Annotated in this window: 15 protein-coding genes; 11 read left to right on the forward strand and 4 right to left on the reverse strand. The window is 46.6% G+C overall.

Annotated features, from left to right (window positions below):
- Positions 1-20 precede the first annotated feature (20 nt).
- The 9 genes from CBI31_RS03945 (at position 21) to bamC (ending at position 11,428) form a co-directional block, all read left to right on the forward strand.
- Positions 21-2,876 carry a 2-oxoglutarate dehydrogenase E1 component gene (locus CBI31_RS03945; protein ID WP_088525127.1) on the forward strand — a complete coding sequence of 952 codons (2,856 nt, stop codon included), beginning with the start codon at positions 21-23 and terminating at the stop codon, positions 2,874-2,876.
- A gap of 38 nt (positions 2,877-2,914) precedes the next feature.
- The gene (odhB, locus tag CBI31_RS03950) at positions 2,915-4,114 is read left to right on the forward strand and encodes a 2-oxoglutarate dehydrogenase complex dihydrolipoyllysine-residue succinyltransferase (protein WP_088525128.1); all 1,200 of its coding nucleotides are present in this window, start codon (positions 2,915-2,917) and stop codon (positions 4,112-4,114) included.
- A gap of 12 nt (positions 4,115-4,126) precedes the next feature.
- The gene (gene lpdA, locus CBI31_RS03955) at positions 4,127-5,563 is read left to right on the forward strand and encodes a dihydrolipoyl dehydrogenase (RefSeq protein WP_088525129.1); all 1,437 of its coding nucleotides are present in this window, start codon (positions 4,127-4,129) and stop codon (positions 5,561-5,563) included.
- Positions 5,564-6,667, forward strand: a complete 1,104-nt coding sequence (zapE, locus tag CBI31_RS03960; protein ID WP_088525130.1) for a cell division protein ZapE — start codon at positions 5,564-5,566, stop codon at positions 6,665-6,667.
- A 9-nt stretch (positions 6,668-6,676) separates the two neighbouring features.
- Positions 6,677-7,528, forward strand: a complete 852-nt coding sequence (locus CBI31_RS03965; RefSeq protein ID WP_088525131.1) for a 3',5'-nucleoside bisphosphate phosphatase — start codon at positions 6,677-6,679, stop codon at positions 7,526-7,528.
- Between the two features lie 29 nt (positions 7,529-7,557).
- On the forward strand, positions 7,558-8,760 hold the full coding sequence (locus CBI31_RS03970; RefSeq protein ID WP_088525132.1) for a tryptophan--tRNA ligase: 1,203 nt from the start codon (positions 7,558-7,560) through the stop codon (positions 8,758-8,760).
- Positions 8,747-9,334, forward strand: a complete 588-nt coding sequence (locus CBI31_RS03975; RefSeq protein WP_255530897.1) for a class I SAM-dependent methyltransferase — start codon at positions 8,747-8,749, stop codon at positions 9,332-9,334. The genes CBI31_RS03970 and CBI31_RS03975 overlap by 14 nt, the downstream gene beginning before the upstream one ends.
- A gap of 76 nt (positions 9,335-9,410) precedes the next feature.
- A complete protein-coding gene (gene dapA / locus CBI31_RS03980) occupies positions 9,411-10,283 on the forward strand; it encodes a 4-hydroxy-tetrahydrodipicolinate synthase (RefSeq protein WP_088525850.1) in 873 nt (290 codons plus the stop codon).
- Positions 10,280-11,428, forward strand: a complete 1,149-nt coding sequence (bamC, locus tag CBI31_RS03985; protein WP_088525133.1) for an outer membrane protein assembly factor BamC — start codon at positions 10,280-10,282, stop codon at positions 11,426-11,428. The genes dapA and bamC overlap by 4 nt, the downstream gene beginning before the upstream one ends.
- Before the next feature lie 61 nt (positions 11,429-11,489).
- Here the strand turns inward: bamC and CBI31_RS10415 are convergent, their stop codons facing one another.
- Positions 11,490-11,657, reverse strand: coding sequence for a hypothetical protein (locus CBI31_RS10415; RefSeq protein WP_169709854.1), 168 nt, complete (start codon positions 11,655-11,657; stop codon positions 11,490-11,492).
- 96 nt (positions 11,658-11,753) lie between these two features.
- Positions 11,754-12,890, reverse strand: a complete 1,137-nt coding sequence (locus CBI31_RS03990) for a cupin domain-containing protein (protein ID WP_240553721.1) — start codon at positions 12,888-12,890, stop codon at positions 11,754-11,756.
- A 161-nt stretch (positions 12,891-13,051) separates the two neighbouring features.
- Here CBI31_RS03990 and CBI31_RS03995 point away from each other — a divergent pair, with 161 nt between their 5' ends.
- Positions 13,052-13,660 carry an FKBP-type peptidyl-prolyl cis-trans isomerase gene (locus tag CBI31_RS03995; protein ID WP_088525851.1) on the forward strand — a complete coding sequence of 203 codons (609 nt, stop codon included), beginning with the start codon at positions 13,052-13,054 and terminating at the stop codon, positions 13,658-13,660.
- A gap of 15 nt (positions 13,661-13,675) precedes the next feature.
- Here the strand turns inward: CBI31_RS03995 and cysE are convergent, their stop codons facing one another.
- The gene (cysE, locus tag CBI31_RS04000; RefSeq protein ID WP_088525135.1) at positions 13,676-14,434 is read right to left on the reverse strand and encodes a serine O-acetyltransferase; all 759 of its coding nucleotides are present in this window, start codon (positions 14,432-14,434) and stop codon (positions 13,676-13,678) included.
- A gap of 23 nt (positions 14,435-14,457) precedes the next feature.
- Positions 14,458-15,207: an RNA methyltransferase gene (locus tag CBI31_RS04005; RefSeq protein ID WP_088525136.1), complete on the reverse strand. Its 750-nt coding sequence runs from the start codon at positions 15,205-15,207 to the stop codon at positions 14,458-14,460.
- A gap of 98 nt (positions 15,208-15,305) precedes the next feature.
- Here CBI31_RS04005 and CBI31_RS04010 point away from each other — a divergent pair, with 98 nt between their 5' ends.
- Positions 15,306-16,094 carry an inositol monophosphatase family protein gene (locus CBI31_RS04010; RefSeq protein WP_088525137.1) on the forward strand — a complete coding sequence of 263 codons (789 nt, stop codon included), beginning with the start codon at positions 15,306-15,308 and terminating at the stop codon, positions 16,092-16,094.

Consider the following 16,094-nt stretch of genomic DNA (forward strand, 5'->3'; position numbering starts at 1 on the left):
CCCGATGAAAGGTGAGCATCATGATGCAGGAATCAAGAGATAACTCTTATCTCTTCGGCGGTAACGCACCCTATGTAGAGGAGCTCTACGAATCCTATTTGCACGATCCAGCTTCTGTAGCTGATCATTGGCGTGCCTATTTTGATAATGTGAAACAAGTTCCAGCGGTCGATGGTTCATCTCGAACTGATATTGCGCACGGACCAATTGTTGCTTCTTTTGCCCAGCGCGCTAAACAAGGCGCCATCAGAACCATTTCTGATTCAGCAGACTCCGACATGGGGCGTAAACGGGTTGCAGTACAGCAGTTGATCGCGGCGTATCGTAACGTTGGTAATCGCTGGGCAGATATTGACCCTTTAAAACGCACTGAGCGCCAAGACATTCCTGAGTTAGATCCAGCATTCTATGGATTTACTGATGGCGATATGGATATCGTCTTTAATATTAGTAATACATTCTTCGGCAGAACCGAAATGAGCTTGCGGGATTTACTGCAAGCATTGCGTGAAACCTACTGCGGCACGATTGGTGCAGAGTACATGTTCATCGCCGATCAAAAGATTAAGAAGTGGTGGCAAGAGAAGCTAGAGTCTGTGCGCTCAAAACCCGCATTTAATGTGGAACAAAAGCGTCAAATTTTAGATCGCATTACTGCGGCAGAAGGCTTGGAGCGTTATCTGCAAGCCAAGTATGTTGGTCAAAAACGCTTCTCTCTTGAGGGTGGTGATAGTTTCATCGCCTGTATGGATGAGTTGATTCATCAAGCGGGTGCAAAAGGGGTTCAAGAGATTGTGATTGGTATGGCGCACCGTGGCCGTCTCAATGTCCTGGTAAACACGCTAGGCAAAATGCCAAAAGATTTATTTGCAGAGTTCGAACACAAAGGTCCTGAGACTTTACCTGCAGGAGATGTGAAGTATCACCAAGGTTTTTCTAGTGATATCTCTACGCCAACTGGTCCAGTCCACGTTTCCTTAGCATTCAATCCTTCTCATTTGGAGATTGTCAATCCCGTAGTGGAAGGTTCAGCACGGGCCCGAATGGATCGTCGCGGGGATGCTTTGGGAAAGCAGGTATTACCAGTACTGGTTCATGGCGATGCTGCCATTGCCGGCCAGGGTGTGGTGCAAGAGACTCTAGCGATGGCTGAGGTGCGTGGCTACTCGACCGGCGGCACTGTTCATATTGTGATCAATAATCAAATTGGTTTCACAACTTCAGACCCGCGAGACTTGCGCTCCAGTCTTTACTGTACAGACATCATGAAGATTATTGATGCACCTGTATTGCATGTGAATGGTGATGATCCTGAGGCAGTGGTATTGGCAACTCAATTAGCCATAGAGTTTCGTACACAGTTCCACAAAGATGTGGCTATCGACATTGTTTGTTTTAGAAAGTTAGGTCATAACGAGCAAGACACACCCTCGATGACTCAGCCTTTGATGTATAAAATTATTGCTGCACATCCAGGCACACGTAAGCTTTATGCAGACAAGCTAGAGGCGGAAGGTACATTGCCGGTTGGTACGGGAGATCAGATGGTGAAGGATTTCCGAGCTGCGATGGATGCCGGTATACAGACCTCTGATCCGGTTCTCAGCAATTACAAGGGTAAGTTTGCCGTAGATTGGGCACCATTTTTGAATAAGAAATGGACAGATGAAGCCGATACAGCTATTCCCTTGACAGAGTGGAAGCGCTTGGCTGAACGTGTATCTACGGCACGAGAAGGCTTTAAAGTTCACCCCCTAGTTGAAAAGGTATTAAACGATCGCGCAGCAATGGGGCGTGGCGAAACAAATATTGACTGGGGTATGGGCGAGCATATGGCATTCGCATCCTTGGTCGCAAGTGGTTATCCAGTGCGTTTATCCGGTGAAGATAGTGGTCGCGGAACCTTTACGCATCGTCATGCGGTTTTACATAATCAAAATCGCGAGAAATGGGATACCGGGGTTTACATTCCCCTGCGCCACATTGCTAAAGATCAAGCACCATTTTTAGTGATTGACTCGATTTTGTCTGAAGAGGCAGTGCTTGGGTTTGAGTACGGCTACGCTTCAGCTGAACCCAACACCTTAACCATCTGGGAGGCGCAATTTGGTGACTTCGCTAATGGTGCTCAAGTAGTGATCGATCAATTTATTGCTTCGGGTGAGGTGAAGTGGGGTCGCGCCAATGGCTTGGTCATGATGTTGCCACATGGATATGAGGGTCAAGGCCCAGAGCATTCATCGGCTCGTCTTGAGCGCTTCATGCAGTTATGTGCTGATACGAACATGCAGGTGATTCAGCCAACTACGGCAGCGCAGATCTTTCACGTATTACGTCGCCAGATGATTCGTCAGTTCCGCAAACCGCTGATCTTGATGACGCCAAAATCATTGCTCCGTAATAAAGAGGCTTCTTCGCCTTTATCGGAATTTACCAAAGGTAAGTTTCATACAGTATTGCCTGAACGTGATGACACTATTGACGCTAAACAAGTCACCCGTTTGGTAATGTGTTCCGGTAAGGTGTATTACGACCTCGTGAAACAGCGCGCAGAGAAGAAGATTGCTGATGTTGCCATCATTCGCTTAGAGCAGCTATATCCCTTCCCACATAAAGCACTTGTCACTGAGTTAAAGAAGTATCCAAAGATTGCAGAGGTTGTGTGGTGTCAAGATGAGCCACAGAATCAAGGTGCTTGGTTCTTCGTGCAACATAATATTTTGGAGAATATGTCTGAGGGCATGAAGTTGGCTTATGCAGGGCGTCCTGCATCTGCTTCACCTGCCTGTGGATATGCTCATCTCCATCAAGAACAGCAGAAGTCTTTATTGAATGCGGCATTTGCCAATTTAAAAGGTTACGTGATCACGAAATAATCGTTCTCACACCTCAACATATATAACTAGGAATAATCATGGCTATTTTTGAAGTTAAAGTTCCACAACTCTCTGAATCCGTTGCTGAGGCAACTTTATTGCAATGGAAAAAGAAAGTTGGTGATGCTGTTGGTCAAGACGAAATCTTGATTGAAATTGAAACTGATAAAGTGGTGCTCGAAGTGCCATCACCTTCCGCTGGGGTCATTACTGAAATCGTAGTAGCTGATGGTGGCACCGTTGTAGCTGAGCAATTGATTGCGAAGATTGACAGCACTGCCGTGGCTGCTAAGTCTGCTCCAGCAGCAGCTCCTACCGCAGCTCCTGCAAAGGCTGCTCCAGCTGCTCCAGCGGCTAAGGCTTCTGCTGCAGCTGCAGCTCCTTCAGCAGCAAAAATTTTGGCGGAAAATAATCTGAGCGCCGCTCAAGTGGCTGGCTCAGGTCGTGATGGCCGTATCACTAAGGGCGATGCCTTAAATGCCGCCGCTGGTGGCACAAAATCTGCTGCTATCCCAACTGCATCCATCCCAATGGGTGATCGCCCAGAAGAGCGCGTTCCAATGAGTCGCTTGCGCGCTCGTATTGCTGAGCGTTTGTTAGAGTCACAAGCAAATAACGCCATATTGACTACATTCAATGAAGTGAATATGGCCCCAGTGATTGCGCTTCGTAATAAATACAAAGATCAATTTGAAAAGACTCATGGCGTGAAGTTAGGCTTCATGTCTTTCTTTGTCAAAGCAGCAACACATGCTTTGAAGAAATTCCCATTACTCAATGCCTCTGTTGATGGTAACGACATCGTATACCACGGTTACTTTGATATTGGCATCGCTGTTAGTTCGCCACGCGGCTTGGTAGTGCCGATCCTGCGAGATGTTGACCAAATGAATTTAGCTGACATTGAGAAGAAGATTGCCGAGTTTGGAGTTAAAGCGCGTGAAGGTAAATTGTCGATTGAAGAGTTGACTGGCGGTACATTCTCCATCTCTAATGGTGGTGTATTTGGCTCCATGCTCTCTACGCCGATCATCAACCCGCCACAATCTGCCATCTTAGGTATCCACGCTACCAAGGATCGTGCTGTCGTTGAAAACGGTCAAGTGGTAGTGCGCCCAATGAACTACCTTGCTTTGTCGTATGACCACCGCATCATCGATGGCCGTGAGGCTGTCCTTGGTTTGGTTGCCATGAAGGATGCTTTGGAAGATCCAGCACGTCTTCTTCTTGATTTGTAAGAGGGGAAGATCATGAGCCAAGCTTTTGATGTAGTGGTAATTGGTGCTGGCCCTGGTGGCTACATCGCCGCAATTCGTGCAGCGCAACTCGGTTTTAAGGTTGCCTGTGCAGAATCGAGTTCTTATGATGATCCTAAAGGCGAGCCGCGTTTAGGAGGTACGTGCCTAAACGTGGGCTGTATTCCATCGAAGGCATTGCTAGCCTCTTCTGAGGAGTTCGAGAAGATTGGGCATCATGCAGCTGATCATGGAATTAAGGTTGGATCTGTCAGTATTGACTCTAAGAAGATGATTGCTCGTAAAGATGACATTGTTACCAAAATGACTGGCGGCATTGCGTATCTCTTTCGCAAGAATAAAATTACTTTATTAAAAGGTCATGCCTCCTTCGAAGCTAAAGGTGCCGATGGCTATCAAATCAAGATTGATGGAAAAGATCAATCAACTGTTACCGCCAAGAACGTCATCATTGCGACTGGTTCTAAAGCCCGTCACTTGCCTGGTTTGACGGTTGATAATGTTTTGATCTGCGATAACGAAGGTGCTCTCAAATTTGATTCAGTACCCAAGAGGCTGGGTGTCATTGGCGCTGGTGTGATTGGTCTGGAGCTCGGCTCCGTATGGCGCCGCTTAGGATCAGAAGTGACTGTGCTCGAAGCATTGCCATCTTTCTTAGCCGCATGTGACGTGGGTATTGCTAAAGAAGCCCAAAAGCTATTTGTGAAGCAGGGCCTGAACATCAATATGGGTGTGAAGATTGGCGACGTGAAGGCTGATAAGAAGGGTGTGGTCGTTAACTACACCGACAGCGCTGGTAAGGCTACTAAGTTAGAGTGCGATCGCTTGATCGTTTCCGTTGGCCGCGTTCCAAATACGGATAAGCTAGGATTAGATAAGATTGGTCTGAAAGTGGATGAGCGTGGTTTCATTCCTGTTGATGATCACACTTGCGCTACTGCTGCACCTGGTGTGTATGCCGTTGGGGATGTCGTGCGCGGACCGATGCTGGCCCACAAAGCAGAGGATGAGGGCGTGTTGGTAGCAGAAGTGATTGCTGGCCAAAAGCCACATATCGATTACAACTGCATTCCTTGGGTGATCTACACCGATCCTGAAATTGCTTGGGTTGGTAAGACTGAGCAAGCCTTAAAAGAAGCTGGCATTGCCTATAAGGCTGGCCAATTCCCATTTGGGGCCAATGGCCGTGCATTGGGTATGGGTCGCGCCGATGGGTTCGTCAAAATCTTGGCTGATGCTAAGACAGATGAAATTCTGGGCGTTCATATCATCGGTGCAAATGCTTCAGATTTAATTGCTGAAGCTGCTGTGGCAATGGAATTTAAAGCGGCAGCTGAGGATATTGCACGCATCTGTCATCCGCATCCAAGTCTGTCAGAAGTCATGCGTGAAGCAGCATTGGCGACTGACCAACGCGCATTAAATATGTAATTGAAAACCATTGAGTACTACCAACAAGAGTTAAAAGCGCGCGGGTATCATACCGATCCCGCGCAGCTTCGTACTGTAGAGCGTTTACAGCAGTGCGAAGATGAATGGATTGCTTACAAAGAGATTCGTAGTAACAATCTCAAGAAGGCACTATTTAAGCCAGTTCTACCCCGTGGTTTGTATATATGGGGTGGAGTAGGGCGAGGCAAATCCTTTGTGATGGACTGCTTTTATGCAGCCTCCCCAGTAGAAAAAAAGATTCGCATACATTTTCATGAGTTCATGCGCGAGGTTCATCGCGAATTGCATGAGCTATCCGGTATGGCAGACCCCTTGGATGAGCTTGCCAAGAGAATATCGCAGCGCTTTCGCTTGATCTGCTTTGACGAGTTCCATATTAATGACATTGCTGATGCGATGATTTTATATCGTCTCTTAAGCGCTCTATTTGAAGACCGTGTGCAATTTGTGATGACATCAAACTATCGTCCAGATCAGCTCTATCCCGACGGCTTACATCGCGATCGATTGATGCCAGCGATCAAATTACTCGAAGAAAGATTGGACGTTCTCAATCTTGATGCAGGCAATGACTATCGTCGTCTGCAGATGGCACAAGTAGAAGCCTATTTAACGCCTGCGAATGCAGAAACTCAAGTCAAGTTAGGTCAAATGTTTCAAACACTGATAGGCAATCGCAAAGAAGTTGCGATGCCTGTCTTGAATATTGAGTCTCGTGAGCTCAGGCCCTTACATATGGCTAATGGAGTAGTTTGGTTTGATTTTCAAACTCTATGTTGTGGCCCACGCTCCCAAAATGACTATCTTGAGATTGCCAAGCAGTTTCATACTGTAATTGTTTCTGGGGTACCTTATATGCCCCCTAGGATGACCAATGAAGCACGTCGTTTTATTTGGCTCATTGATGTCTTATATGACCATAAAATCAAGTTAATCATCTCTGCTGAGGTTCCAGCCCCAGATCTGTATACCGAGGGCCAAATTACAGCAGAATTCTCCAGAACGGTGTCTCGCCTCATTGAGATGCAGTCCCGTGACTACCTGGATGCGCCGCGCCGGGTAATTGATACCAGCTTGACCTAAAATAGGGTCATGAGCAGCCTTTCTCTTATAAACGCCGATTTGCATTGCCATTCAGTGGTCTCTGACGGTACGCTGACGCCTGAACGACTCGCAGAGCGGGCTAAATCTAATGGCGTTAATTTATGGGCGCTCACTGACCATGATGAGTTGGGTGGTCAGCAGCGCGCCAGAGATGCAGCTAGCGCTTTGAAAATGGATTATCTAGCAGGCGTAGAAATTTCAGTCACTTGGATGGGGCAAACCATTCACATTGTGGGCCTTGGTATTGATGCTAACCATATTGGAATTCTAGAAGGACTACGTCGCACGCGCGAAGGTCGCGGAAATCGCGCTCAACTCATGGCAGATCAATTATTAAAAGTAGGCATTCCTGGTGCTTATGAAGGTGCGCTCCATTTTGCAGGTAATGATCAGTTGATTTCGAGAACACACTTTGCACGTTTCTTGGTGGAGCAGGGCATTTGCCGAGATACTGAACAGGTATTTAAAAATTACCTGGTTGAAGATAAGCCAGGCTATGTTCCGCATGTGTGGGCAACATTAGACGATGCGGTTGCTTGGATCAAAGCGGCTGGCGGAGTTGCGGTGATTGCCCATCCGGGGCGCTACAGCAGACTCAATGCAATGCAGATGGATGAACTCTTCAAGCACTTTAAAGATATTGGCGGTTTGGCAATTGAGGTCATCACCGGAAGTCATAGCCCAGATCAATACCAAACCTTTGGGAAGATTGCTCAGCAGTATGGTTTCTTGGCATCTCGAGGATCAGACTTTCATGATCCTGATGAGAGTCATATTGACCTCGGTAATTTGCCCCATTTACCAGACCACCTTACACCGGTATGGTCTGCATTTCATTGATTCATTAACAATAAAGATAAAGAATAAAGATGTTTGCTGAACGTGTTCTCTCCGGTATGCGACCTACGGGTAATTTGCATCTTGGCCACTACCATGGCGTACTCAAGAATTGGGTGCGATTGCAATCTGAGTATCCCTGCTTTTTCTTTGTTGCAGATTGGCATGCTCTAACTACTCACTATGAAACCCCCGATGTGATTGAGCAATCTGTTTGGGATATGGTGATTGATTGGTTGGCTGCAGGCGTAGATCCAAATCAGGCAACTTTATTTATTCAAAGTAGGGTCCCAGAGCATGCAGAACTTTTTTTGCTACTTGCCATGGGAACCCCATTGGGTTGGCTTGAGCGGGTGCCGACCTATAAAGACCAGATTGAAAAGTTAAAAGAAAAGGATTTACAAACCTACGGCTTTTTAGGCTATCCCTTGCTACAAGCTGCCGATATTCTGATTTATCGCGCTCAACATGTACCAGTCGGTGAAGATCAAGTACCCCATGTAGAAATGACACGTGAAGTAGCACGCCGTTTTAATTATTTATATGGTCGTGAACCTGGTTTTGAAGAAAAAGCTTTAGAGGCTGTAAAAAAGTTAGGTAGTAAACGCGCCAAAATGTATGCGGAGTTACGTGTTGCGTTTCAGGAGCGTGGCGATGATGAGGCTTTAGAGCAAGCTAAAGCATTACTACAAGAAGCACAAAGCTTATCAATGGCAGATCGTGAGAGATTATTTGGTTTCTTAGAAGGCTCACGAAAAATTATTCTTCCTGAGCCGCAGGCATTATTAACTTCAGCATCGCGCATGCCAGGAATTGATGGTCAAAAGATGTCTAAGTCTTATGGCAATACGATCAGCATTCGCGAGGCACCTGAAGAAGTTATTAAAAAAATCCGCACGATGCCTACCGACCCCGCTCGCGTCCGCAGAACAGATGTGGGTGACCCTGCGCGCTGCCCAGTATGGCAATTGCATGTTGTGTACTCCAATGAAGAAACCAAGCAATGGGTTGAAAAGGGTTGTAAATCAGCAGGCATTGGCTGTCTTGAATGTAAGCAGCCAGTAATCGATGCCATTCTTGCAGAGCAGCAACCGATGTTTGAGCGTGCGCAGAAGTATTTGGATGATCCAAGTCTTTTGCGATCCATCATTGCCGATGGTGGTGATAAAGCTCGCAAAGTTGCTCAAGAAACGATGCGTGAGGTCCGCGAAGCGATGGGCCTTGACTACGATTAAGGCTGTTGGCTTGCTTGGTTCGCACGATTCAATTGTGAAACCATCTTCTTGGGTGGTGCGTTTTGCACCACTGATTCCCAAGGGCGCTATAGCACTCGATCTTGCATGTGGGTCAGGTCGCCATTCTCAGTTATTGGCTCATCTGGGTCATTGCGTCTTGGCTGTAGATCAAGATATCTCAGCGATCCAGAATGTACTGTCTTCCGCCATTACTCCAAAATGTCTCAATCTTGAGGAAGGTGCTTGGCCTTTATCTGGGTCAAAGTTTGGCGGTATTGTGGTGACCAATTACCTATATCGCCCTCATCTGGATCGTTTGCCTGAACTATTGGAAGAGGGCGGGGTTCTGATTTATGAAACTTTTGCCCTAGGCAATGAAAAGTTCGGCAAACCATCAAACCCTAATTTCCTTTTAAATCCTGGGGAATTATTGGCTTTTGCCGCTCGCCATGGCCTCAAAGTCCTTGCCTATGAGGATATTTATGTGGACGAGCCCAAACCAGCCATGGTTCAGCGCCTTTGCGCTGTAAAAGGGATGTTAAAAGACCGCATTCCGTTACAATTTCAAGCTTAAGACAGTCCATATCGGTGCATATTCGGTGACAAATACAGTTCAATCTAAAAGCAACAAAAAGACCATTGCTGGCAGCATGCCTGCCATCGTTACTCCGATGCATGAAGATGGTAGCTTGGATTACCCTGGCTTGCGATCTTTACTAGATTGGCATGTGGCTGAAGGTTCTGATGGCATCGTCATTGTTGGTACTAGCGGTGAATCTCCAACGGTCTCTGTAGAGGAGCACTGCGAATTAATTCGTGTTGCGGTAGAGCAAATTGCTGGTCGTATTCCGGTGATTGCAGGTACCGGCGGCAATTCTACGATTGAGGCTATTGAATTAACCCAGTTCGCTAAAAAAGTAGGCGCTGATGCTAGCTTGCAGGTTGTTCCTTATTACAACAAGCCAACACAAGAGGGTATGTATGCCCACTTCAAAAAGATTGCTGAGTCTGTTGATCTACCGGTAATTTTATATAACGTTCCCGGTCGTACAGTCGCTGATTTGGCTGGGGATACTGTTGTACGTCTAGCGGGTGTTCCGGGGATCATTGGCATCAAGGATGCAACTGGAAGCTTGGAACGGGGCACTTTGTTGATTGCGGACTTAAAGCGTTCAGGCCATGCTGACTTTTCAGTATTTTCGGGTGATGATTTAACTGCTGCAATGCTGATGCTCATGGGTGGCAAGGGTAACATTTCAGTAACAGCCAATGTGGCGCCGCGCTTGATGCATGAGTTATGCGTTGCAGCGATGTCAGATGATGTGAAAAAAACCCGCGAGATTCAATATAAATTGCTAGCAGTACACAAGGCGATGTTTACGGAAGCAAATCCAATCCCAGTGAAATGGGCCCTTCATGAAATGGGTAAGATCACTGCGGGCATTCGCTTGCCGTTAACTCCTTTAAGCGCTTCTTTACGTGAATCCTTGAAGGCGGCATTAAAACAGGCTGACTTGATATGAAGAATTTGATGCAACTACTTCGCCATTACATGGCGATTCTTGGTCTTGTGATCATAGCCGCAGGTGCCTTGACAGCTTGTAAATCAGTTACTAGTAACGATACTGTTGATTACAAAGCTACTGGAGCGGTGCGCGGCCCTAATTTATCTTATCCGCCGGATTTGATTACCGCTCAAGCAGATCGTCGTTATATTGTTCAAGACGGCACTGCAACGATGTCGGAATATAACGCAGCGATGAAAAAATCAGTTCAGATGCGCAATAGCGTGATGACCGGCATACCAGGAATGCGAATTGCACGAGATGGTGAGCGTCGTTGGTTGGTGGTTGAAAAACCCGCCACAGAGCTTTACCCGCAGGTTAAGGATTTTTGGCAAGAAAACGGTTTCTTGTTAGTGGTTGATTCACCATCTACTGGGATCATGGAAACCGATTGGGCAGAAAATCGTGGCAAGATTGCTCAGGATTGGATTCGCTCAACCATTGGTGGCGCTTTAGACTCTATCTATGACACTGGTGAGCGCGACAAATATAAAACCCGTTTAGAGGCTCCCAAGCCTGATGAAACTGAGATTTACATTACGCAAAAAGGCGCCCTCGAAAAGTGTGTGACGGATGCAACGAGTCAGTGTATCTCCACCATATGGACTAGCCGTCCTAACGATCCTGAATTAGAGGCTGTATTCTTAGCGCGCTTAATGGAGCGTCTGGGCATGACTCAAGAGCAGGCTAAGGCAATGGTGGCTGCGCCTTTAGGCCCCAAGACTCCAAAAGCAAAATTAGTCCAAGAAGCCAATAATCAGACTTATATCCTCTTGAGCGCTGGTTTTGATCGCTCATGGCGTGATGTAGGTTTGGCTCTAGATCGTTCTAACTTTACAGTTGAAGATCGCAATCGCTCTGCTGGCGTTTACTATGTGCGTTACGTAAACACCAAGGAAGTGGGCGATGCCAAGGGCTTCTTCTCAAATCTCTTCAGCAGCAAGGATGATGCATTGTTGAAAGCCAAGAAGTATCAAGTGGTCGTTAAGAGTACTGGTGAGAATTCAGCGAACGTCTATGTCCAAGATGCCGATGGTAAGCCAGAAAATACTCCGTCTGGCGTTCAATTGTTAACTTTGCTCAATGATCAGCTAGCAAAATAGAACAGTTCAAGTAATAAAAAAAAGACCGCTTTAGAGCGGCTTTTTTTCATCCAGAAGAAGATTACTTCTTAGCGTCAGCAGCAGGAGCAGCGGGAGCAGCAGCAGGAGCTTCAGCAGCAGGAGCAGCTGGAGCAGCAGCAGGAGCTTCAGCAGGTTTTGCTTCTTCTTTTTTACCGCAAGCGGCTAAGGCGATAGCTAACATTGCAACGAATACGAGTGACTTCTTCATTTGTGATTCCCTCTAAAAAATTAAACAACAATGATCTGTAATTGTGATGAAAATTCCTAGGGATTGCCCCTAGGTGATTTCCAGTATAGATTATATCTATACTGACTTTGCACTCTCAAAAACCAGCCAGCCTGCAAGGTAGGCTTCATAAAGGGTACTCTGATTACTAAGTTGCGGTTTCGTGCCCACCAGTACTTTTTTGGCTGAGAGGATTCGCCAAGCTTGTGCGATATCCTCGGGCTGACCTTGGCTCATATTTTCGCCATTGCAAAAGACTTCTTTGCCAAGACTCAGAATGCGTGTTTGGGGGCTTGGTAGAAGCTTCTTTAAACCAAGTTGTTTGGAAAATCGACTAGGGCTTAGAGGCTTTGCTGGGCCCTCAAAAAAAGCCTGTGGTTTAGGTTCGGATAGGTAGGCTGTGATGCCAGGTAAAAACCGATGTACTTGATCTAATTGCAACTCGCGAAGCTTGACTGTGATTTGCTTGATGAGCTCTTCTGGAAGTTGCTCGGCATTCAGGCTGGCTTTTTGCCTTGGATCGGCAAATTTCTGTTCAAGCTCAGGCATTTCTTCTAGAGATTCAGCTAAGCGCCATAAACCTTCTTGTAGTAATTCTTTAAAGCTAGGAGACCTAAAGCCTACAGACCAAGTTTGACAACCTGCATCCAGAGCAACTCCATCGTGGGCAATATGTGGCGGCAAGTAAAGCATATCGCCTGGCTCTAAGACCCAGTCATGCTCGGGTTTAAAGTGCTGCAAAATTTTGAGCGGCAGATTGGGGCTCAGACTTAAATCTTTTTGCTGGGATATTTGCCAGCGTCTTCTGCCAGACATCTGAATTAAAAAAACATCGTAAGAGTCAAAGTGAGGTCCAACGCCACCACCAACACCTGCAATGCTAATCATTAAATCATCAAGACGGGCATCTGGGATGAAACGAAACCAGGAGAGGATTTTTGCAGCAGCAGGGTGATGGGCTTCCATCCCTTGAAGTAGTAGCGTCCAATTGGGTTTACTCAATGCTGGGATAGATTTTTTTGAAAATGGACCAGCGTTAAAGCTCCATGGATTTGATTTAATGAGTCTGGATTCAACCCCATCTTGGCTGGCAAGTGCAATCAGTTCACTTGCAGTGATAGGGCTGCCCAAGCTTTCCTGATTTTGTTCGGCTAGCGTAAATGCAGGAATGGCTCCACGGATCAATAGCGGTTTTTTGTGCCAATAGCTTTCCATGAATAAATTGGGGCTAATCCCCCCAAATAATGCCCAAGGCTCATTTAGAGGCAGATTTTGAGGGGCCTTGGGGGGCTGATAGGGTTTGCTCAAGTAAAATGAAGTCATAAAGTGAAAGCTTAGCAAAAACTCATAAAAAACGAATGTTCGACAGATTTCGCATGAAGATTGAAAAAAATACCATCGTATCCCTTCGCTATAAGTTAACTGATGCTCAAAATAATGTCATTGAAGAACCAGATTCTCCGATGGTATACCTGCACGGCGGTTATGAGGGGACTTTCCCAAAAATAGAAACTCTTTTAGATGGCCAAGATATTGGTTATGAAACAACTATTCAGCTTGAGCCAAGCGAGGCTTTTGGTGAGTATGATCCAGAGCTTCTGAAGATTGAGCCACGTACGCGTTTTCCTGAGCCCCTTGAAGTGGGCATGCAATTTGAAGGTATACCAGATGCTGACGAAGAATCCGATGCAGCAGAGGATCTGGATGCTGATGATGAGCCACTCATTTATACGGTAACTGATGTTGCAGACAGTCAAGTAGTGCTTGATGGTAATCATCCCTTAGCAGGGATGGCATTGCGTTTTTGGGTTCAGGTTGAAGACATCCGCGCTGCTACAGAAGACGAGATCCAAAATCGACATCCAAAAGGGGGCGAGAGTTTTACTTTTGGAATGCCCAATGACGATGGAGATGATGCGGATGAGGAAGCGTTCTCAGGAACTACTTTAGGTTCAATGAGACCCAACCCACGCACACTTCATTAAATAGTATTACTGCATTTACTCTTTAAGCCATTCTTTAATGGCATCTAGGTCCCGCTTGGTATCGCTTGAACCCGAGGCATCCGTTGGGGTGTTGCTCAGCTTAGCTATTGCTTTTTCTAGCGCAGTAATCTTGGCTTCTTGTTCAATCGTTGCATCAATTAAGCCCTTGAGCGCCATTGATACTGGGTCATCGACATTTGGCGTTACGCCATAAGCAGAAAAATATTCTTTTGTTTTGCTGTCAGCGCTCTGTGGCAAATCTGGGTGCAGGATGCGTGCAGGTATTCCGACAGCAGTAGCACCCGCTGGGATTTCTTTTAAGACTACTGCGTTTGATCCAACCCGTGCACCGTCGCCAACAGTAAATCCACCAAGTACTTTTGCGCCAGCGCTCACAACTACACCTTTGCCCAAAGTGGGATGGCGTTTAACGCCTTTATAAAGCGAAGTTCCACCTAAGGTCACGCCTTGATAAATTGTGCAGTCATCACCGATTTCAGTAGTCTCGCCAATGACAATGCCAAGACCGTGATCTAAAAATACACGACGACCAATCTTGGCACCCGGATGAATTTCAATGCCGGTAATGAACCGAGAGATCATCGATAAGACACGCGCAATCCACTTGAGGCCCAGATTCCATAAAAAGTGAGAGATGCGATGCAGCCAAACGGCATGCAGGCCCTGGTAGCAAGTAATGACCTCAAGGCGATTTCTTGCGGCGGGGTCTCTGGCAATAATGGAGTCGACTTGGTCGAATAGTGAACTAGACATGGTTTGATTTTAACGGGATGCGCTTATTTTCTCAGGAGCATCTGTTTGGCTATCCCACGCAACAGATCGATTTCTTCTTTGTGCAGTCGACTGCGTGCAAATAAGGCCTGTAAGCGAGGCATGAGCTTTTTGGGATGATTGGGATCTAGGTAGCCTATAGCTTGCAGGCCTTCACGCCAATGCTCGAGCATGGCTGCTATGGCAGCTGGATCGGCTAGTTGTGCTAATTCCTCACGATTTACCATCATTTCTGGCTTACCAGTCTCACTCAGGCCCTCTCTGAGGGTGTAGGCGCAGACCATGAGGGCTTGGGCTAGATTAAGGGAAGGATATGCTGGATTGGCGTCTAACCAAACTCTATGGGTGCATAAAGACAGGTGATCATTGTCTAAGCCTGTTCGCTCTGGCCCAAAGACTAAGGCAACCTTTTCATGCTTAGCCACAGCTTCCTGTGCAAGGGCGCGAGCCGATACCCAGTCTATAGCTGGTGGACCAAATTCTCGATCTCTGCTAGTTAGGCCAAGTACTAAAGAGCAGCCCTGAACAGCCAAGGATAGGGAGTCTGACTCTTGGGATGACTCTAGTACATCAACTGCGCCACTGGCCAAAGCAATGGCTTCTGACTCTCTAGCCACATTCTGAATTTTTGGCTTAATCAGACGCAGATCACCAAAGCCCATCGTTTTTAGGGCTCGCGCCGCTGACCCAACATTGCCGGGATGGCTGGTTTCAACTAGAACCCAGCGTAGTAATTGGGATTTCTCGGTATTCATGGGTTTAATCGTTTAGAATCAAGGTATTCGCTTGGTATTGTCATGCAGTTTAGGCAATATTACAGGTTCGTTCTTATTTAATTTGTCCATCAATACTTATGCATCCCATGTTAAATGTGGCCGTAAAGGCTGCCCGTCGTGCTGGAACTGTGATTAACCGAGCCTCTCTGAATTTAGAGCGCTTGCAGGTTGATCGCAAACAACACAATGATTTCGTAACCGAGGTGGACAAAGCCGCAGAAGCGGCAATCATTGAAACACTCAGTGAGGCCTATCCAACCCATGGATTTTTGGCTGAAGAAACGGGCGAACATAATATCGACGCAGAGAACGTGTGGATCATTGATCCACTAGATGGCACAACCAACTTTATTCATGGCTTTCCGCAATATGCAGTGTCGATTGCATTGGCAGTTAATGGTGTAACTCAACAAGCGGTAGTTTATGACCCAACGCGTGATGAGTTATTTACGGCAACTCGCGGGGCTGGTGCATATTTAGATCGCCGCCGCTTACGTGTTGCCACCCAAGATCGCCTAGTAAGCTCTTTACTGGGTACTGGTTTTCCATATCGCGAAGATCAAGATTTGGAAAAATATTTAAAAATCTTTGCAGAGATGACGCGACAGTGTGCTGGCTTACGCCGCCCTGGTGCTGCATCCTTAGATTTAGCTTATGTTGCTGCAGGTCGTTACGATGGCTTCTTTGAGAGTGATCTAAAGCCCTGGGATATGGCAGCAGGCGCCTTATTGATTACTGAGTCAGGTGGCTTAGTTGGCAATTATCGTGGCGAGGAGGGTTTTCTCAAGAGTGGCGAAGTGATGGCTGCGAACCCCAGAATCTTTGCACAGATGGTGCAGTGTTTATCCAAATACTCTAATACCTAA

Origin of the sequence: Polynucleobacter campilacus (genome assembly GCF_002206625.1) — a bacterium.
In the GTDB taxonomy this organism is placed as follows: domain Bacteria; phylum Pseudomonadota; class Gammaproteobacteria; order Burkholderiales; family Burkholderiaceae; genus Polynucleobacter; species Polynucleobacter campilacus.